At 69.3% G+C, this 17885-nt stretch carries 15 protein-coding genes; 9 read left to right on the top strand and 6 right to left on the bottom strand.

Annotated elements, in window-relative coordinates:
- Window positions 1–131: 131 nt before the first annotated feature.
- Together ald and JW030_RS04155 are read left to right on the top strand one after the other, a co-directional pair.
- Complete coding sequence (ald, locus tag JW030_RS04160; protein WP_188044576.1) at window positions 132–1259, top strand: alanine dehydrogenase; 1128 nt, start codon at window positions 132–134, stop codon at window positions 1257–1259.
- Between the two features lie 115 nt (window positions 1260–1374).
- Window positions 1375–1854 carry a hypothetical protein gene (locus JW030_RS04155; protein WP_188044577.1) on the top strand — a complete coding sequence of 160 codons (480 nt, stop codon included), beginning with the start codon at window positions 1375–1377 and terminating at the stop codon, window positions 1852–1854.
- Window positions 1855–1867: 13 nt separating this feature from the next.
- On the opposite strand, the gene JW030_RS04150 is transcribed toward JW030_RS04155, so the two are convergent.
- The gene (locus tag JW030_RS04150) at window positions 1868–2155 is read right to left on the bottom strand and encodes a metal-sensitive transcriptional regulator (protein WP_188044578.1); all 288 of its coding nucleotides are present in this window, start codon (window positions 2153–2155) and stop codon (window positions 1868–1870) included.
- Between the two features lie 308 nt (window positions 2156–2463).
- Between JW030_RS04150 and trxA the strand changes: the two genes are divergently transcribed.
- The gene (gene trxA, locus JW030_RS04145) at window positions 2464–2835 is read left to right on the top strand and encodes a thioredoxin (protein ID WP_188044579.1); all 372 of its coding nucleotides are present in this window, start codon (window positions 2464–2466) and stop codon (window positions 2833–2835) included.
- Window positions 2836–3007: 172 nt separating this feature from the next.
- Window positions 3008–3406, top strand: coding sequence for a rhodanese-like domain-containing protein (locus JW030_RS04140; protein ID WP_188044580.1), 399 nt, complete (start codon window positions 3008–3010; stop codon window positions 3404–3406).
- 38 nt (window positions 3407–3444) lie between these two features.
- Here the strand turns inward: JW030_RS04140 and JW030_RS04135 are convergent, their stop codons facing one another.
- Genes JW030_RS04135 through JW030_RS04120 form a run of 4 tightly spaced genes read right to left on the bottom strand, consistent with a single transcriptional unit; the run spans window position 3445 to window position 7075 of the window.
- Window positions 3445–4701 (bottom strand): pyridoxal phosphate-dependent aminotransferase, encoded by a 1257-nt coding sequence (locus tag JW030_RS04135; RefSeq protein WP_188044581.1) that lies wholly within the window; start codon window positions 4699–4701, stop codon window positions 3445–3447.
- Between the two features lie 40 nt (window positions 4702–4741).
- Window positions 4742–5722: an SRPBCC family protein gene (locus JW030_RS04130; protein WP_188044582.1), complete on the bottom strand. Its 981-nt coding sequence runs from the start codon at window positions 5720–5722 to the stop codon at window positions 4742–4744.
- Between the two features lies 1 nt (window position 5723).
- A complete protein-coding gene (locus tag JW030_RS04125; RefSeq protein WP_188044583.1) occupies window positions 5724–6089 on the bottom strand; it encodes a helix-turn-helix transcriptional regulator in 366 nt (121 codons plus the stop codon).
- A 56-nt stretch (window positions 6090–6145) separates the two neighbouring features.
- The gene (locus JW030_RS04120; protein ID WP_206348630.1) at window positions 6146–7075 is read right to left on the bottom strand and encodes a pseudouridine synthase; all 930 of its coding nucleotides are present in this window, start codon (window positions 7073–7075) and stop codon (window positions 6146–6148) included.
- 67 nt (window positions 7076–7142) lie between these two features.
- Between JW030_RS04120 and JW030_RS04115 the strand changes: the two genes are divergently transcribed.
- The 4 genes from JW030_RS04115 (at window position 7143) to JW030_RS04100 (ending at window position 12141) form a co-directional block, all read left to right on the top strand.
- Window positions 7143–8756, top strand: a complete 1614-nt coding sequence (locus tag JW030_RS04115) for a PucR family transcriptional regulator (protein WP_188044584.1) — start codon at window positions 7143–7145, stop codon at window positions 8754–8756.
- A gap of 202 nt (window positions 8757–8958) precedes the next feature.
- The gene (locus JW030_RS04110; RefSeq protein ID WP_241095551.1) at window positions 8959–10401 is read left to right on the top strand and encodes an APC family permease; all 1443 of its coding nucleotides are present in this window, start codon (window positions 8959–8961) and stop codon (window positions 10399–10401) included.
- Window positions 10398–10994 (top strand): hypothetical protein, encoded by a 597-nt coding sequence (locus JW030_RS04105; protein WP_188044586.1) that lies wholly within the window; start codon window positions 10398–10400, stop codon window positions 10992–10994. Before JW030_RS04110 ends, JW030_RS04105 begins: the two co-directional genes overlap by 4 nt.
- 34 nt (window positions 10995–11028) lie before the next feature.
- On the top strand, window positions 11029–12141 hold the full coding sequence (locus JW030_RS04100; protein ID WP_188044587.1) for a Zn-dependent alcohol dehydrogenase: 1113 nt from the start codon (window positions 11029–11031) through the stop codon (window positions 12139–12141).
- A gap of 73 nt (window positions 12142–12214) precedes the next feature.
- On the opposite strand, the gene JW030_RS04095 is transcribed toward JW030_RS04100, so the two are convergent.
- Complete coding sequence (locus JW030_RS04095) at window positions 12215–15895, bottom strand: bifunctional RecB family nuclease/DEAD/DEAH box helicase (RefSeq protein WP_188044588.1); 3681 nt, start codon at window positions 15893–15895, stop codon at window positions 12215–12217.
- 319 nt (window positions 15896–16214) lie between these two features.
- Here JW030_RS04095 and JW030_RS04090 point away from each other — a divergent pair, with 319 nt between their 5' ends.
- Window positions 16215–17837, top strand: coding sequence for a DEAD/DEAH box helicase (locus JW030_RS04090; protein ID WP_188044731.1), 1623 nt, complete (start codon window positions 16215–16217; stop codon window positions 17835–17837).
- The last annotated feature ends 48 nt before the right edge of the window (window positions 17838–17885 follow it).

Below are 17885 nucleotides of genomic sequence, written 5' to 3'. Positions count from 1 at the left end.
ACGATATCCGAAGCTAATTCTACGTTTCTCCGCGCATCTCGAATAGGCTGCACAATGAGATTCGGCTTGGGGCACCACTGTGGCGCCCAGATTTCCGGGTCTGAACCCAACTCATCTAGATGGAGCACATCATGCGCGTCGGTATTCCCACCGAGATCAAGAACAACGAGAACCGCGTCGCGATCACGGAAGCGGGCGTCTTCGAGCTCGCGCGCCGCGGTCACGAGGTCCTCGTACAGGCCGGCGCCGGCCTCGGCTCAGCAATCACCGATGCGGCGTACATCGCCGCCGGTGCGAAGATCGTCGACACGGCCGACCAGGTCTGGGCCGACTCGGACATGATCCTGAAGGTCAAGGAGCCCATCGCTTCGGAGTACTCGAAGCTGCGCAAGGGTCAGATCCTCTTCACCTACCTGCACCTCGCCGCGGACCAGACGCTGACCGAGGCCGTACTGGCATCGGGCACCACGGCCATCGCGTACGAGACCGTGCAGCTCGCGAACCGCGGCCTGCCGCTGCTCGCCCCCATGTCTGAGGTTGCTGGCCGCCTGTCGGCACAGATCGGCGCCTACCAGCTTATGAAGCCGGCCGGCGGCCGTGGCGTCCTCCTCGGTGGCGTGACCGCGACCCGCAAGGCGAAGACCGTCGTCATCGGCGGCGGCGCTGCCGGCGAGCAGGCCGCACGCGTGGCCTACGGCATGGGCTCGGACGTCACGATCATCGACATCGCGATCCCCCGCCTGAAGCAGCTTGAGGACGAGTTCAACGGCGGCATCCAGACCCGCACGTCGAACGCGCACAACATCTCGGAGGCGCTGAAGGACGCCGATCTCGTGATCGGCTCGGTCCTCATCCCGGGCGAGAAGGCCCCCAAGCTCGTCACCGACGAGATGGTTGCCGCAATGAAGCCGGGCTCCGTGCTCGTCGACATCGCGATCGACCAGGGTGGTTGCTTCGAGAACTCGGTGCCCACCACGCACGACAACCCCACCTTCCCGGTGCACAACTCGATCTACTACTGCGTAGCGAACATGCCCGGCGCTGTCCCCGAGACCGCCACCGCGGCCCTCACCAACGCCACCATGCCCTACGTCGTCGCGATCGCCGACAAGGGCTGGGTCAAGGCACTCAGCGCTGACGAGGCACTCGCAAAGGGCCTCAACGCACACGAGGGCGCCATCACCAACAAGGGCGTCTCGGATGCGTTCCCGCAGCTCGCTGCGTCGAACGTCGCCGACGTACTGGCGGCAAACGCGTAAGCATTCGCTTCTGCACGCAGCGGGGTCCGGGCACACGCCCGGGCCCCGCTGTCGCGTTTCGCCCAGGCGGGGGCGCATAGGCTTGACCTGCGCCAGACGGCCAGGAGAGGACCCCATGAATCTGAAGTTCACATTCGGCCAGTCGGCGCCGCATGAGCACACGAACGAGCCCGCGGGCGTCGCCCCGGCGGGCCGTGCGCTTCCGTTCTCGGTCGCGCCGGCGTCCAACAGCAGCGAGCTGCGGGTTGAGGTGCGCGAGGCCGCGTCGGCCGATCCCGCAGCCGCGCCCGCGTTCGAGGCGACGGTACTCTCGGGCGACGACGTCAGCTACGGCCGCGGCGTCACCGCGGTGCGCGGCACGGCCCCCGACGCCGCGAGCGTCGCCGCACGCTCGGCAATCTCCCGCGCCCTCGCCGACACCGGCGAGCACCTGCTGACCGCCATCACGCTCGTGCAGCTCGAGGTGCAGAACGCGGCCGTCGTCGCCGCTGGCCTGAACCTCGCAACGGACGCCGCCGGCACCTGGCGCAGCACGGCTGCCCTGCAGCAGCGCACCGGCCTGCCCGAGGGCACCGAGGTGCGCGCCGCCCGCTAGCCGCATCGCCTCCCTAGGCCAGGGAGAGAAACAACTTCTCGAGCTCGTCCTTCTGCGCGACGTTCTCGCCATCGGGATCGCTCAGGCACTCCTGGAGCGCGTGGGAAATCACCAGGAAACCGGCGCGATCGAGCGCCTTCGACACCGCTGAGAGCTGCTGCACAACCTCGCGGCAGTGCGCCTCGTTCTCAACGGCGGTAATGACGGCCGCAAGTTGCCCGTGCGCACGACGCAACCGGTTCACCAACTTGCGCTGCGCCTCCTGGTCACGAAGCGACTGACTCGGAGTTACGTCTGTCATGGGAGTCCTCTCATCGAACGAGCTTGACATCCAGGATACCCCCTGGGGTATGATTTCAGAGATACCCCCGGGGGTATCCTTTCAGCCAATGATCCGAATTGAGGACCGCCCATGTGTCGCCCGACCACCTGCCGCACCTGCACGAAGACCACGTGGGCCGGCTGCGGCCAGCATGTCGCTCAGGTAAAAATGAGCGTTCCCGCGTCAAACTGGTGCGGCGGCTCACATACCCAGGCGCAGATTGACGCCGCCCGGGCCGAACGCCCAGGCTTTTTCGCTCGAATCTTCCGCCGATAGGAGAATCCACCATGGCCACCACCGAACTCACGAGCACCAACTTTGCCGAGACGGTCTCGGCCGACGGCATCGTCCTCGTTGACTTCTGGGCCGCCTGGTGCGGCCCCTGCAAGGCGTTCGCGCCGACCTACGAGGCCGCGTCCGAGGCAAACCCCGACATCGTCTTCGGCTCGGTCGACACCGAGGCCGAGCAGGATCTCGCCGCCGGCTTCCGCATCACGTCGATCCCGACGCTGATGGTCTTCCGCGATGGCATCGGCGTGTTCTCGCAGGCCGGCGCGCTGCCGCCCGCGCAGCTCGACGAGCTCATCGCCGGTGCCCGCGCGCTCGACATGGACGACGTGCGTCGCCAGATCGCCGCGCAGCAGGCGACCGCCCAGTAACTTCTACTTTCCCGTCACCCTCACCCGTACTGAAAAGGATCCATTATGTGCGCACGAATCACCTGCGAGAACTGCTCGAAGCCGACCTGGGCCGGCTGCGGCGAACACATCGAGGACGCCCTCGAGGGCGTCGCGGTTGCCGACCGCTGCGCCTGCGAGCGCTAGGCCCCGCATGCACCCCGCACGCTCCACCCCACGCCGCCGCGTCTCGGCGATCGTGACCGCCCTCATCGGCGCGGTCACGATCACTGCCGCATTGACCGCGTGCACGAGCGCGCCAGCCGAACCGGTTGCGGTCACGAGCGACACGGTGGTGCTAGACGTACGCACTCCCGAGGAATTTGCCGCCGGACACCTTTCGGGCGCCGAACTCCTTGACTTCTCCAGCGGAGCGTTCACCGCGGCACTGCCCAGCCTCGACCCCGAAGCCGAGTATGTCGTGTACTGTCGCTCCGGAAATCGCTCGAGCCAGGCGGTCGCCCAGATGGAGGCCGCGGGCTTCGAACACGTCACCAACCTGGGCTCGATCGAGCAAGCTGCCGAAGCAACGCAGATCCCGCTCGTCAAATAGCGAGACGTGGCGCCTCGGCGGGCCACCGCTGGTTCTACCTACTTTTCCTGAAACCGCAGGATCCGCTCGAGCGCCTCCGCCACCGCGGACTCCCCCGCGGCGTAGGAGAGCCGGACGGTGCGCGCACCCCCAACGGGGTCGAAGTCGATTCCCGGCACGAGCGCGACGTCGGCGCCGTCCAGCACCGCCCGGGCGTATGCTGACGAGTCGGCAAAGCGCTCGAGTTGCGGGCCCAGGTCTGAGTAGTAGTAAAACGCGCCGTCCGACGGCGCCGCCGGGCCCCAGTTCAGTTCCGACTCCGCCGACAGGATGAGCGCGCGGGCGCGAGCGAAGCCCGCCACCACGGCGTCACGGTCGGCGTAGGTCTCGGGGCTGAATGCGTCGAGCGCGACCTGCTGGGCCGGCGCCGGCGGCGAGAGGGCGAAATTGCTCGCGAGCGCCTCGAACGGGGCGACGAGCTCCTCTGGGAGGAGCGCCCAGCCGAGCCGCCAGCCGGTCATGCCCCAATACTTCGAGAACGAATTCACCACGATCGAGTCGTCGCCGAATTCCCACGCGCTGACCCCACGGGGGTCGGCCGCCCCCGGCGCCGGATAGGTGATGCCGTGGTAGATCTCGTCACTGACGAGCCGCGTGCCGTGGCCGCGGCACCAGGCGACGATCGCGGCGAGCTCGGATCGATCGAGCATCGTGCCGGTCGGGTTCGCGGGAGAGGCGAGCACGAGGCCGGCGATCGGCCCGTGCTCCGCCTCGGCCGCGTCGAGCAGGGCGGGCGTCGGCTGGTAGCGCGTCTCGTGCGTCGCGACCAGGTCGACGACCTGTACGCCGAGGGCCGTCAGGATGTTGCGGTACGCCGGGTACCCGGGAACGGCGAGCGCGACCCGATCGCCCGGGTCGAACGCGGCGAGGAACCCGAGCTGAAACGCGCCGGACGACCCGGTGGTGACGGCCACCCGTCCGGGGTCGACGTCGACGCCGTGCCAGTTCGCATAGTGCCCGGCGATGGCTTCGCGAAGCGGCGCCGTGCCGAGCGGGCTCGTGTAGCCGGCGGGGCGGAGCACGCCGGGGATCGCGCGGGCGCTCGGCTCGCCCGCGCAGAGCGAGACGATATCGCGGCCCGCGGCCCGACGACGCTCAACCTCGCCGGTAATCCGCATGACCTCGAACGCCGGGATGTTCGACCGCTTTGACACCCCGCGGGCGCCGGTACGCACGGGAGACGACGTGCCGAGGTTCTCGAGTTTCGGCAGCGGCAGCGAGGGCGGGGTCTTCATGGGACCGCGGGGAAGGCTCATGCCTCTACGGTACCTGCTCGGCCCTCGCCGACCGCGACCGCTAGGCCGCGAGCACCGCGCTCTCGAGCCGCGCGTACGAGGCCTCCATGCCGTCAACCATCCCGGTACCCAGGATCATGTCTCGGGTCTCGACATCCGGGTACTCGATCAATAGCGTGATGAGCGTCGCACCGTCCTCCTCGTACAGGTTCAGGTCGTTGAGGGTCGCGGGGCCCTCGGTGCCCTGCATGCGCTCGGTCGTGACCGCGCGCCTCGGCGCATCGACGAGCAACGCCTCACCCTCGAACCCGAACGCTTCGCCCGGGGTGTCCCCGACCGGCGCCCAGGAGGTGCGGTAGCTCTCGCCGGCGGCAGAAGCGACAGTGCACTCCGTGATTTCCCACCCGTCGGGGCCGAGCAGCCACTGCCGCATCAGCTCGGGCTCGTGGTGCGCGCGCCAGACGAGCTCGCGCGGGCCCTCCACGAGCCGCGTGATGCGCACGTGGGTGTCGTCCAGCTTCTCGAGGTGAGTCCCCTTGCCCTGCGCGTACTCGCGGAGGTCTGCCAGCACGAGATCGAGCTGGTCCATCGCCATCCGGGTGCCTTCGACGGCCCCCATCCCGACCACTTGTTCGAGCGCCTCGACCGAATCGAAGTAGCTCCGGTTCACCATGCGGCTGCCCTCGTCGGTGGACTCGAACGAGAATGTCATGCGCATCGCCGGGAACCCCTCGAGCGGCTGCCCGTCCGCGTCGACGAACGAGTCGAGGATCTCAAAGCCGCGCGGCCCGTCGATGGCGAGGAACTCCCACGATCCGGCCGAGCGCTCGCCCTTGGGCCCGTCCATGCGGTACTGCGCCTTGCCGCCAACAGAGAGGTCAAACTCGGTGAAGGTGGCGGGCCAGCCGGGCGGGCCCCAGAATCGCTCGAGCTGACGCGGGTTCGTGAATGCCGACCAGAGCCGGTCCACCGGGGCGGCGAATTCGGCGGTCACCGTCATGGTGAGTGCCTCGGGGTCGGTAGTGATGTTCGTGACGGGCATGTCAATCTCCTGTGATGAGTGGGTCGTGATCCTGCGGTTCAGCGAGGAACGCGTCGAGCCGGTCGACTCGCGCCCTCCAGAGGTCTTCGTAGCGGGCGAGCAGCGCCCGAGCCCGGGCGATCATCTCCGGATTCGCGCGGACCAGCCGCTCGCGTCCCTCGGCGCGCTTGATGACGAGGCCCGCGGCCTCGAGGACGGCGACGTGCTTCTGCACCGCGGCGAAGGACATGTCATAGTCGCCGGCCAGGGCCGAGACCGACTGCTCCGCGCTGGTGGTGCGGCGCAGGATGTCCCGCCGGGTAGCCGCCGCGAGTGCGTGGAACACACGGTCGGTCTCCGTTTCGCTGAGTTCTATTTGTGCAACCATTTGGTTGTAGATTACGACGCGGCGAGGGAGGTGTCAACCCCGAGATCGACAGAAATTTACAGCGGGAGGGAGCGGACGCTTGCGAAGCGGCGAGCGCCACCGTCGACAGGGTCCTGGAATTCAACCTCGCCCGCGAGCAGCTGCAGCGGGGTACCGAAGTCCTCGACCGGCACTTGACGATCGACCGGGTAGAGCGGGTCGCCGCAGATCGGAATACCGAGGCTCAGCATGTGCAGGCGCAGCTGGTGGGTGCGGCCCGTGCGGGGCTTCAGGCGATAAATTCCGGTGCGGGATCCGCCCACCCCGGGCTCCAACTCGCGCTCGAGGGCGACCAGCGACTCCGAGTTCGCGGGCTTGCCCGGCACGATCTCGCCCTGCATCGTGCCGCGCTCCTTAATGAGGTGGTTCTGCACGACCGCCGGAAGCGCGAGGCCCGGGTCAATGGGCGCCTGCGCGAAGTAGGTCTTGTCGACCAGCCCGTCCTGGAACAGACTCTGGTACGGGGCCCGCCAGCGCTTCTCGGTCGCGAGCATGAGGAGCCCCGACGTCACCCGATCGAGCCGGTGCAGCGGCGAGAGCTCGGGCATTCCGAGCTCGTCGCGCAGGCGCACGACGACGCTCTGTCGCACATGGCGGCCGCGCGGGATGCTCGAGAGAAACGGCGGCTTATCGATCACGACGATGCGCTCGTCGCGATACACGACGTGAATTTCGCCGGGGACGGGCTTTTCCTCCGCGAGGTCCCGGTGAAACCAGACAAAGGTGTGCGGGCTATAGGGGTCGTCCCGACCCGCGGCCCGGCCGTCCTCGTACACGAAGCGCCCCTCGGCAAGGAACCCCTTAACGTCGATGAACTCGTGCAGGCGCGAGTGGATCCACTCCCCCATCGTTGCCCACGGCCGAGCCTGCCCGTGATCGCGATCGGGGGTGCGCATCCACGCGGCGTCGAGGCCGTGACGCTGCGGCAGGGGTGAACGAGGGGGCACCGGTCGATCCTACGTTGCGGCGGCTGGAATCCCGTCCGGGCGGGGCTGCACCCATACGATGGGTGGCATGTCGCTCAGTCTCCGTAGACTCCTGCAGAATCCCTCGCTGCACCTCCGCGTCGTCACGGGCGATGGCGACGTCGGCGGCCCCGAGGGGCACCGCCGCGAGCAGGCGACGCGCGACGCGCTTGACCAGGAGTTCGAGTGGCTGCACGTGACCGACCTCGTCGACCCGACGAAGTTCCTCGGCCCCGCCGAGGTGATCCTCACGCTCGGGTGGCAGTTCCCCATCACGCAGCCGGCGAACGACGGCATCCCCGCCGTCAAGGCGAGCCCCGCGCAACTGGACGAGATTTACGAGAGCTATGCCGCGCTCGTCGCCGCGCACGGCGTGATAGGCATCGGCTTCGGCAGCGACGTGATCCACAGGGGCATCCCCCGCCAGCTCGAAGCGGCGTGCCAGCGCCACGGCCTGATCCTGTTCGACGTGCCCTACGAGATCTCGTTCATGGACCTGCTGCAGGAGGCCGCGCGCGTGCTGCAGCGCGACCAGACCGAGCGCTACACGCGGTCGCTGCGCGCCCAGAAAGCCATCGCCCGCGCGGCGACCCGGCGCGACGGGCTCACCGCCACGCTCCGCGAGACCGCCCGGCAGCTGGGCTGCGGCGTCGCCCTGTACGACCCGCTCGGCCGCGCGGTCACCATGATCGAGGCGCCCGACGGCCCGCGTGTCAAGGAGTCCGAGCTCACCCCGATCGTGCAGCAGGCGCTCGAGGCCGAGCAGCGATTCCAGTCGACCCAGGTGACGCCCGAGGTGGAGGCGGTGCTGCAGCTGTTGGGCGAGCCCGGCGAACCGAGCGGCATGCTCGTCCTGACCCTCAGCCGCGGCTTCGACGACGTGTCGCGCAACGTCCTCTCGAGCGTGCTCGCGCTCGTCAGCGTCTCGCTCGAGCAAAACCAGGCGCTCGGCGCCCTCCACGGGACTCTGCGCGAGGCGCTACTGCAGCTCATCCTTACCGGCAACATCGCCGTCACCCGCCACATCATCGAGAGCGTATGGGGCCAGCTCCCCCAGCCGCCGCTCGTTGCCTTAGTCGCGATCCCCCGTCACTTCGACGCGAGCCGGCACCTCCCCGCGGTCGAGTCGATGCCAGTCGACGGCGACACGGCGATCTTCTTTGCGCAGTACCACGAGAACATCGCGATTGTCGTGCACGAGGCCGACGCGAACCACGTGATTGACCACCTGCGGCGGCTCGATCTGGTGCTCGGCCAGTCGCGTTGCGACCGCTGGGAAGGGCTCGACATCGCGCTCGAGGAGGCGCGCAAGGCGGCCGAGTTCGGCGAGCGCCGCGGCAACGACGGGGTGACCCTGTTCTCGGAGATCTGGCGCGAGGGTCTCACCGACCTCATCGACTCGTCCGACGCGTCGCACGTGGCCCGCCGGCTCCTCGGGCCAATCCAGGAGCACGACGAGCAACACGATTCAAACCTCCTGCCGACGCTGCGCGTGTGGCTCGGGCACCACGGGCGGGGCCTGCCGGCCGCGCGCGAACTCGGGATCCACCGCCACACGCTCGCGCATCGCCTCGAGCAGGTCTCGGCGATGACAGGCCTCGACCTCGACGACGTGGATTCTCGCGTCGAGTTCTCGCTCGCTCTGCGGTACCTGCACCACTAGCCTCAACACACTGTCGGCGAATTGCACTTCACCCGACACACTGAACGACCCCTGATGCACTTTCGGCTCACAAAGTGTCGATTCAGAGCGCGAAAATATCCACTCTGCCCAGTGCACGAACCTTGGCGCCCCGGCAAGATGGGGCTGTCACAGTCGTCAACGGAAGCAAGGGAGCTGACGTTTGGTCAAGTTGAAGAGAAGTTTGGGTTTTGGGGCCGCGTACGCCGCGTCCACCGGGCTCGTGGTCTCGGGCACCGCAATGGTCTCGCTCGGCAACGGATTCGGCGTGGGCGGTCTCGCCTTCGCGATCCCAGCGTTCATCGGGCTCATCATCATCATCATGGTCGCCATCTCGTACGGCGAGCTCGCGTCGATGCTGCCCGGCGGCGGCATGGTCGGCGAATACACACTGCCGGCGCTCGGCCGCCTCCCCGCGATCCTCGCCGTGCTCGGTGGGTACCTGGTGCTCGTCTCGGCCGACGGTGGCACGCAGCTGCTCGTCGCGGGCGAATCGTTCGAGGGGCTCACCGGCTTCCCCGCCGCGGCGTTCTCTTTCCTCGTGCTCGCGATCCTGCTGGTGCTGAATATCTCGGGCGTCGACATCTTCGCCCGGGTGCAGATTCCGATCGTGTTCGGCATGATGGGCATCCTGGCCGTGCTTGGCCTCGCCGGAGTGTTCGGCGTCACGAACCAGCCGCAGGTCGAAAACCCCGTCCTCAACACCGACTGGGGCACGCTCGCTTCGATGGGCGCCGTCGCGATCTGGCTCTACATCGGCATGGAGTTCGTCGCCCCGCTCGCCGAGGAAGTGCGCAAGCCCTGGAAGACCATCCCGGCCGCCATGATCATCGGCGTCTCCACCATCTTCGTCGTCGACGTACTGTTCGGTTGGGGCGCCACCCGCTACGCGGACCTCGCCGAAATGGCCGCGTCGTCCATCCCCCACGTTGTTGGAGCCACCGCGATCTTCGGCAGTGTCGGCGGGCTCATCATGACGGTCGTCACCATTCTCGCGTCGTTCTCGACCGGCAACTCGTACCTCGCCGCGATCCCGCGCATGCTCTACGGCCTGGCCAACGAGGGCCTGCTGCCGAAGTGGCTCGCGAAGGTGAGCCGTCGCACCCGCGTCCCGTGGGCCGGCATGGTCGTCACGGCGGGCTGCATGGCGTCCGTGCTGCTGTACTCCACGTTCTCGCAGGGCGGCATCGGCCTGATCCTGAACCTCATCAGCATCGCCTGCACCACCTGGCTGTTCAGCTACATCATCGCCCAGGTCGACGTCATCGTGCTGCGCCGCAAGTACCCGAACGCGCGCCGACCGTTCAAGACGCCGCTGTACCCGCTCCCGCAGATCCTCGGCATCGCATCGTGCATCTACCTGATCGTGTTCATCGTGCCTGACATGGAGCAGCGCATCGTTATCTGGTCGAGCGCCGGACTGATCCTGGGTGCGATCGCGCTCTTCGCGGTCATCTGGCTCAAGCGCAACCGCCTGCCGCTGTTCACGCCGACCGAGCTCACGCACACGCAGAACAACATCATCATGCGCTCGGAGAGCCTGGACGACGATGGCGATCTCGAGTCCGAGGTCGACGAACTGCTGGCCACCGAGGCCGCGCGCGAGGCGAACGCGGGCGACCGTTGAGCCTCACCACTCGCACACCCCGCTCGCGGGAACGCACCCACGCCCTCGCCGGGCGCGGCCCCATCGTGGACCGCGCCCGGCAGGCCCTGCGGCACGTCGCCACGCAGTTCGGCGAGATCGTCGAGTGCGACGACACCACCGTCCGCGCGCGCAGTGCCGACGGGATCGAGGTCGTGCTCAGCTACGCGCCCGGAAACTACGTGTTCTCGCGCGTGTACAACCTCACCATAGAGGCCGAGCTGCCGAGTGCCGGCTACCCGGCCGGGGTGACGATCACGCACAAGCACCGCAGCGGCCCGAGGTTCACGCAGGGCAAAGACTTCCGCTCGGGGCAGCTGTCGCTCGCCCAGCTGAACGCGGCGTGCGCGGCGCAGCTCGACGCGATCGACGTGCTCCAGGCCAGCATCACCGGCGCGGGCACGACCCGCACCCTGCGCATCACCCCGATGGGCGGCTCATACGTGTGGGTGCTGATTCCGCCCGTCTTCAAAGCGACGAGCTTCCCCCCGGGCGAACCCGACAGGATCCTGCAGCTCGTCCGCAGCGTCCGCGGGCTCGCTGCGGCCACCGTTTCACCCACCCACACCACGTAGTTCGCAGTACGCATTACCGAGAGGATCCCACCAGATGATCACCATGAAGGCCGCCGTATTCGTCGGGCCAGAACAGCCGCTCGAGATTCGGGATCTGCAGATTTCCAGCACCCCCGGCCCGAACGAGGTGCTCGTGAAGCTCGCCGCCTCGGGCGTCTGCCACAGTGACCTGCACGCGCTCGACGGCGACTGGGACACCCCGGCGCCGCTCGTGCTCGGCCACGAGGGCGCCGGCGTCGTCATCGCCGTGGGCTCCGAGGTGACGGAACTCGAGCTCGAGGACCACGTGATCCTCTCGTGGACCCCTTCATGCCAGAAGTGCGAGTTCTGCGTCTCGGGCCGGCCGGTGCTCTGCCAGCTCGCCAACGAGACGGCGTACCAGCACGTCTTCTTCGACGGCAAGCCGCGCCTCACGGACGGCGAGCAGGACGTGAAAAGCTTCCTCGCGGTGGGCTCGTTCGGCGAGTACGCCATGGTGCCGGCGTCGGCCGCGATCCGGATCCGGAAGGACGCGCCGCTCGCCCAGGCCGCCCTCGTCGGCTGCGCGGTGACCACCGGCATCGGCGCCGTCGTGAACACGGCCGGCGTCGAACCGGGAAGCACCGTGCTGGTCGTCGGCTGCGGCGGGGTTGGCCTCAACGTCGTGCAGGGTGCGCGCCTCGCTGGTGCCAAGCAGATCATTGTCGCCGACGTGAGCGACGAGAAGCTCGAGCTCGGGCGCAGCTTCGGCGCCACGCACGTCGTGAACAGCCGCGAGGTCGATCTACTCGAAACCGTGCGCTCGCTCACCGACGGACGCGGGGTCGACTACGCGTTCGAGGCGATCGGCCTGCCGTTCACGATCGAGGCCTGCTACGACGCGGTGCGCCGCGGCGGCACCGCGGTCGTCGTTGGCCAGGTCGCCGACGGCGTGAAGATCTCGATCGACCCGTTCGTGATGAGCGACCAGGAGAAGCGCCTGATCGGCTCGAACTACGGCTCGAGCCGGCAGTCGATCGACTTCCCGCGCATCATCGACCTCTACATGGAGGGCAAGGTCGACCTCGACTCGATGGTCACCGACCGCATCACGCTCGACCAGGTCAACGAGGCGTTCGGCGAGATGCGCCAGGGCCGCGGCATTCGTTCGGTGATCGAATACGTCTAGCGGTTTCGATGCAGGATCCGGGCCGGGGCGCATGTGCGTCTCGGCCCGTTTTGCGTGGATGGGGTCGTGCCGCTCACTCGCCAGTGACACCACCCCGCTCGGTGAGCCGCAGGTAGCCCGAGAGCGCCGCGACGCCCTCAGCGCTGCTTGGCAGGCTGCCGCCCAGGCGCTCGGACGAGACCAGGTGCGCGGCCCACTGCGCGCGGCTGATTGCCACGTTCAGCCGGTTGCGCAGCAGCAGGAACTCGAGGCCGCGCGGGATCTCGTCAGCGTCCGATGCCGCGAGCGTCACGATCGCGACCGCCGCCTCCTGCCCCTGGAAGCGATCGACGGTGCCGACGCGCACGTCGCCGAGGCCTGCCGCCGCCAGGTGCTCGGCCACGAGCTCGACCTGGGCGTTGTAGGCGGCGACGACGATGAGGTCGACTTCTCCCAGCACCCGCGAGCCGTGGTGGTCGGTGATCGTCGCACCGAGGGCCGCTCGAGTGATCCGCACGACCTCGTCCGCTTCCTCGGCGGAGTGCGTCGAATTGCCGACGTGCCGCACGGGGTGCCAGTGCAGCCCCGGCTCCCCCGCCCCGATGGCGACCCGCTCGGACGCCGACGGGTGTGCGCGCAGGCGCCCCTCGTACGCGAGCTCGGACACCGGGTCACAGAGCTCGGGCCGCATGCGACGACTTTCGGCCAGGAAGTAGCCGAGGTCTTCGGGAATCGTCTCGTGCCCGTCGAGCACCCAGCCGAGGGCCGAGGTGTCGACCGGCTCGGGGTGGCTGCCCTGCGAGACCTGCGGGAGCTGCTGCGGGTCGCCGACGAGCAGCAGCCGCTCGGCGGCGACCGAGGCGGCGATGGTCGGCGCGAGCGAGAACTGTCCGGCCTCGTCCACCACGAGCAGGTCGAGCCCGCCGCGCTCGAAGCGGTCGGCGTTGCTGAAGTCCCAGGCCGTCCCGCCGGTGACGCTGCCGCGGCCCGCGCTGCGGTGCTCGCGCACGAAGCCGAGGTGGCCGTTACCGCGCAGCACCGTATACGGTGACTCGGTGATGGCGGCGGGGTCAGCCCCGCGCTGGGGCACCTTGCCGATCTGGGCGGGGTCGAGCCCCGCCTTCGCGACGGCGGCGAGCAGGTTCTCGACGACCTGGTGAGACTGGGCGACGACGCCGATGTGCCAGCCGTCCCGCTCGACCAGCTGCTTGATGACGCGCGCCGCGAGCGTCGTCTTGCCGGTGCCGGGCGGGCCCTGGACGGCCAGCACCGAGTGCTCGAGCTGGCGCAGGCTCGCCATGACCGCCCCCGCGGAGCGGAAGCCCTCGTCTCCGCCGACTGCGGCGAGCGCCGCGGCCGAGTCGGGGGCGACAAGCCCCTCCTCGCGCAGCCGCGGCGGCGTGCGCCGCAGCACGTCGACGACGGGATCCTGCGGGAAGTCGCCGTTCTTGAGTGCCGCGACCAGCCCACGCCCCCACTCCTCGATCGCGTCCTTCTGCCGGCCGGCAGGCGGCGGCGGGCCGGGCGCGAGCGCCTCGGGGAGCGCGGTGTACTCGGCGACGCCCCGCGGCAGCGTCTCCTCGATCGTGACGCCGTCGTCGTGCACTTCGATGATCTTGACGAGCTTGTCGGCGCGCGCGCCGGGCGCTGCCCCGAGTTTCGCGAAAGGGCCCGGGTAGGCGTACAACGCGTTTGCCTCGCGGTCCGCCTTGGGCGTGCTGCCTGGCGCGTACTCCCCGCGCAGGCGGACGTGGCGGCGGGCGACGCGGGCGCGCGGCGGCAGATGCCAGTCCTCGACGACGCGGCTAGCGGCCGGGTCGACGACGAGGACGTCGCGAGTGTCGGCCCAATCGTCGATCGACTCGACGAGCCGACTGAAATGGGCCCACCAGAACGCCTTCTGCTCGCGCTGGTGGTAGTCGATCGCGCTCGCGGCGAGCGCGATGGCTGAGCGGTCTGCGCGGGCAGCGGCACGGTCGGCCTCGGGCACGTCCGGATCGGCCGCCCGCGCGGCCGCCGCCTCGGCAAAGCCCGCGAGCGAGGCGGCAAGCGGGCTGAGCGTCAGGGGTTCGCCCGTGCCGTCGAGTACCTCGGATGCGGGGAACGGCACCACCCCGTGGGCGTCGGCGATGCCGAGCAGCCAGTCGCGCAGGCGCCGGGTCGAGACGCAGTCGTAGCGGTTGTAGTCGCCGATCGCGTCGAGCCGGCGCTGCCCCTCGGCGCGCTCGGACGCGTCGTCGGAGGAGAGCTGGGCGGTCGCCTCGGCGTACTCGCTCACCGACTGGGCGCCGCTCGTGACGCCGTCCTCGTCGCGCAGCTCGTCGCCCATGTAGAGCGGCTCGAGCTTCTTGATCGAGTACGAGCGCGAGCCGACGCGCAGCGCCCGGCGCACGACCGGGTACAGGTCGACGAGTACATGCTCGCGCAGCAGCTGATCCACCTCGGCTTCGCCCACCCCGTGCCGGGCGGAGATGCTCGTGAGGTGTGTGCGTTCGTACGCCGCGTAGTGGTAGATCTTCATGGTGGGAAACCGTCGTCGCCGCTCGGCTACGAGGGCGAGGAAGTCGATGAGCGCCTGCCGCTCGGCCGGGAGGTCGTGCGCCCAGAGCGGCGTGAAGTGGTCTTCGCTGTCGACCATGCCGAACAGGTAGTCGATGCCCCAGCGGGCGTGCTCGTCGTCGCCGGGCTCGCGGTAGAGCGGGTCGCCCTCGAAGTCGAAGAAGAGGTCGCCCGGGTTTGGTTCGGGAATGCTCGCGAGCGACGCCGCGTCCACGACCTGGACCGGCGGCTTGCCATCCACCGCGGGCTGCACCTGCAGCGACGCCTGCCAGGCGAGGCGCTCGAGCACCGCGGGGGCGATTCCGGGAATGGAAAGCCCGCCCGCGGCGACCTCGGGCAGCGCCCGCGCGACGTCGTCGATCGTGTGGAACCCGGCATCGACCAGCCGCTGGCGCTGGGCGGCGCGCAGGCCGGCGATGAGCAGCGGGTCACGGGTGGCCTCGATCTCGGGGGCGCACACCTCGCACCGCCCGCATGCCGTCACCCCGGGCGCACCCCAGGCGACCGCGTCGGCGCTCGCACGCTCGCCGTCGACCCCCACCGCGCGCGCCCGTTCGAGCAGGATCTCGTGCAGCCGTCGTCGGCGCTCGCGAAACACCGGCGCGATGTCGGCGATGCGGTGCCGGCTGCGGGCGCCGTCCCCGAGGATGAGCACGCCCTCCTCGGCAACCGGGACGCCGAGCCGCTCAAGCTGTTCGGCGTACGCGGCCAGTTGCAGCAGCGCGGTCACCTTCGCCTTGCGCGCCAGCTTCGTGTCTTGGACCTCGATCGCACCGTCCGCGGTGCGTGCCAAGAAGTCGGCGAAGCCAAGAAACGCGATAGTCGGGTCCCCGGGAAGCTCGGCCGCGCGCTGTTCCGCTTCGAAGAAGGTGGCCTGGAAGACGATGTCCGCACTCCCCTGCAGCGCTACGAGGGTCTCTTCGGCCCGCTCTGCAAGCCCCGCCGCGTCCATCGTGGTCGGGCGCGCGATCTCGACAACCCCGCCCGCCTCGCCATCGGTCGCCGGGCCAAACTGCGCGCGATACCGCTCGAGCATCCGCTCCTCGTGGGCGTCGCCGAGGCGGCCGGCGCGGGCCATCATCGGGTCATCATCGGCGGGCACTGTGATCTCGCGACCCAGCCGTGCGTCCACTCGGCGCAGCCAGGCGAACTCGCAATAGCTCGCCGCGGTCAGATCGCTGGCGCTCGTCACCAGCAGGTCTCCTCGAACGAACATGCGATCCCTTCCTTGATGGAGCAATGGGCGGTGGCCCTGCCTCAGCTCGAGGCTATCGGCAGCCACCGACACGGCGCAGACATCGCGCGACCGCCTACCAGCCGCGCCCGGAATTGAGAGAAACCGGCCCATTCTCAGCCTGCGCCGCTATGCTGGCCTCACGGGTCCGCTTTTGGCTGGCCCACGTCGCTGACACCGCACACTGCACGCCACCGCTCTCGGGCGTGACTGCAGCCGGTCGGCCCGATCCGCGGCGAACGTTTGCGCGATCCTGCGCTCTCGCCCCATCGGTACCGCCCCTCGCAACGATTGCGCTGTGATGCGCGGTGCCACCACACGAAAGGTCTACGTGACCAACCCGACTTTCGCCGCTCTTGGCGTTCCTGTCCCCCTCGTTGAAGCTCTTGCCGCCGAAGGCAAGATCGAAGCTTTCCCCATCCAGCGCGACACCCTCGGTGACACGCTCGCCGGCCGTGACGTGCTCGGCCGCGGCCGCACCGGCTCGGGCAAGACCATCGCATTCGCGATCCCCCTCGTCGCCCGCCTTGCCGGTGACGCCAGCGCGAAGCGCCGCCCGGGTCGCCCCCGCGGCCTCGTGCTCGCCCCGACCCGCGAGCTCGTCACGCAGATCGCGAACGTCATCGAGATGCTCGGCGAGCCCGTCGGCATCCGCACGACCACCATCTTCGGCGGCGTCTCGCAGAAGCGCCAGGAAGACGCCCTCGCACGCGGCGTCGATATCGTCGTGGCCGCCCCCGGCCGCCTCGACGACCTCATGAAGCAGGGCATCGTCGACCTCGGCTCGGTCGAGATCACCGTGCTCGACGAGGCCGACCACATGGCCGACCTGGGCTTTCTCCCCGTCGTCACCCGCATCATGGACAAGACGCCGCAGCGCGGCCAGCGCCTGCTCTTCAGCGCGACGCTCGATAACGGCGTCGACCGCTTGGTCAAGAAGTACCTGACCAACCCGATCATGCACTCGGTCGACTCGGCCGAGTCCCCCGTCGCCCAGATGACGCACCACGTCTTCTCGGTCTCGGGCAAGGACGACAAGAACGAGGTCATCGAGGCGCTCGCCTCGGGTGCCGGCCGTCGCATCCTCTTCACCCGCACGAAGCACCAGGCGAAGAAGCTCGCGAAGCACCTCACGGCGCGCGGCATCCCCGCCGTCGACCTGCACGGCAACCTCTCGCAGAACGCGCGCGATCGCAACCTCGCCGCGTTCTCGGACGGTTCCTCGAAGGTCCTCGTCGCCACCGACGTCGCCGCCCGTGGCGTGCACGTCGACGGCATCGAGCTCGTCGTCCACGTTGATCCGCCCGCAGAGCACAAGGCGTACCTGCACCGCTCGGGCCGCACCGCCCGTGCCGGCGCCGAGGGTGACGTCGTCACCATCTGCCTGCCCGAGCAGCGCGGCGAACTCAAGCAGCTCCTCCGCGCCGCGAAGATCAATGTCACCCCCGAGTCGGTGAACGCCGGATCGGCGTCGGTCACGAGCCTCGTCGGAGAGGTCGCCGACAAGGTTGACCCCGCCGTCACCGAGCGCCTGCGTGACGAGGCATTCGCCGCGGCAAACGGTGGCCGTTCCGCTGGCCAGGGCCAGTCGACCGGCAAGAACGCGCAGCGCAAGCGCGCACGCGGTCACGTCGAGGGTGGCCGTGGCGAGGGCCAGGGCCGCGCAGGATCGGGCCGTTCCGGCTCGGGCCGCGGCGGCCAGGGCACCGGTCGCGGTGGCCAGGGTGCCGGTCGCGGTGGCCAGGGCGCAGGATCCGGCCGTTCGGGCCAGGGCCAGGGCCAGGGTTCGGGCGCAGGCCGCTCGGGCCAGGGCGCAGGCTCGGGTTCGGGTCGCTCGGCGGCCCCCCGTGGCGGCGCCTCGCGCGGCTCGTCAGCGGGCGCCGGTGCTCCGGTTGTCGTGCAGCGTCGTCGCCGTACGGTGTAGCGCACACTAGCTCCAGCAGAAACAGGCAAGCGCCGATCCGATTGTTCG

It is taken from the genome of Leucobacter sp. CX169 (genome assembly GCF_017161405.1).
Lineage (GTDB): Bacteria > Actinomycetota > Actinomycetes > Actinomycetales > Microbacteriaceae > Cx-87.
Note: the sequence above shows the minus strand (reverse complement) of the source record. Positions and strands in the feature narration are given on the sequence as shown.

Excerpts from the sequence above, each read along its gene's own strand:
- JW030_RS04140 (WP_188044580.1), top strand. The coding sequence starts at position 3,008 with ATGCACCCCGCACGCTCCACCCCACGCCGCCGCGTCTCGGCGATCGTG.
- JW030_RS04155 (WP_188044577.1), top strand. The coding sequence starts at position 1,375 with ATGAATCTGAAGTTCACATTCGGCCAGTCGGCGCCGCATGAGCACACG.
- JW030_RS04150 (WP_188044578.1), bottom strand. The coding sequence starts at position 2,155 with ATGACAGACGTAACTCCGAGTCAGTCGCTTCGTGACCAGGAGGCGCAG.
- JW030_RS04130 (WP_188044582.1), bottom strand. The coding sequence starts at position 5,722 with ATGCCCGTCACGAACATCACTACCGACCCCGAGGCACTCACCATGACG.
- JW030_RS04125 (WP_188044583.1), bottom strand. The coding sequence starts at position 6,089 with ATGGTTGCACAAATAGAACTCAGCGAAACGGAGACCGACCGTGTGTTC.
- JW030_RS04100 (WP_188044587.1), top strand. The coding sequence starts at position 11,029 with ATGATCACCATGAAGGCCGCCGTATTCGTCGGGCCAGAACAGCCGCTC.
- JW030_RS04090 (WP_188044731.1), top strand. The coding sequence starts at position 16,215 with ATGCGCGGTGCCACCACACGAAAGGTCTACGTGACCAACCCGACTTTC.
- trxA (WP_188044579.1), top strand. The coding sequence starts at position 2,464 with ATGGCCACCACCGAACTCACGAGCACCAACTTTGCCGAGACGGTCTCG.
- JW030_RS04115 (WP_188044584.1), top strand. The coding sequence starts at position 7,143 with ATGTCGCTCAGTCTCCGTAGACTCCTGCAGAATCCCTCGCTGCACCTC.
- JW030_RS04135 (WP_188044581.1), bottom strand. The coding sequence starts at position 4,701 with ATGAGCCTTCCCCGCGGTCCCATGAAGACCCCGCCCTCGCTGCCGCTG.
- JW030_RS04095 (WP_188044588.1), bottom strand. The coding sequence starts at position 15,895 with ATGTTCGTTCGAGGAGACCTGCTGGTGACGAGCGCCAGCGATCTGACC.
- ald (WP_188044576.1), top strand. The coding sequence starts at position 132 with ATGCGCGTCGGTATTCCCACCGAGATCAAGAACAACGAGAACCGCGTC.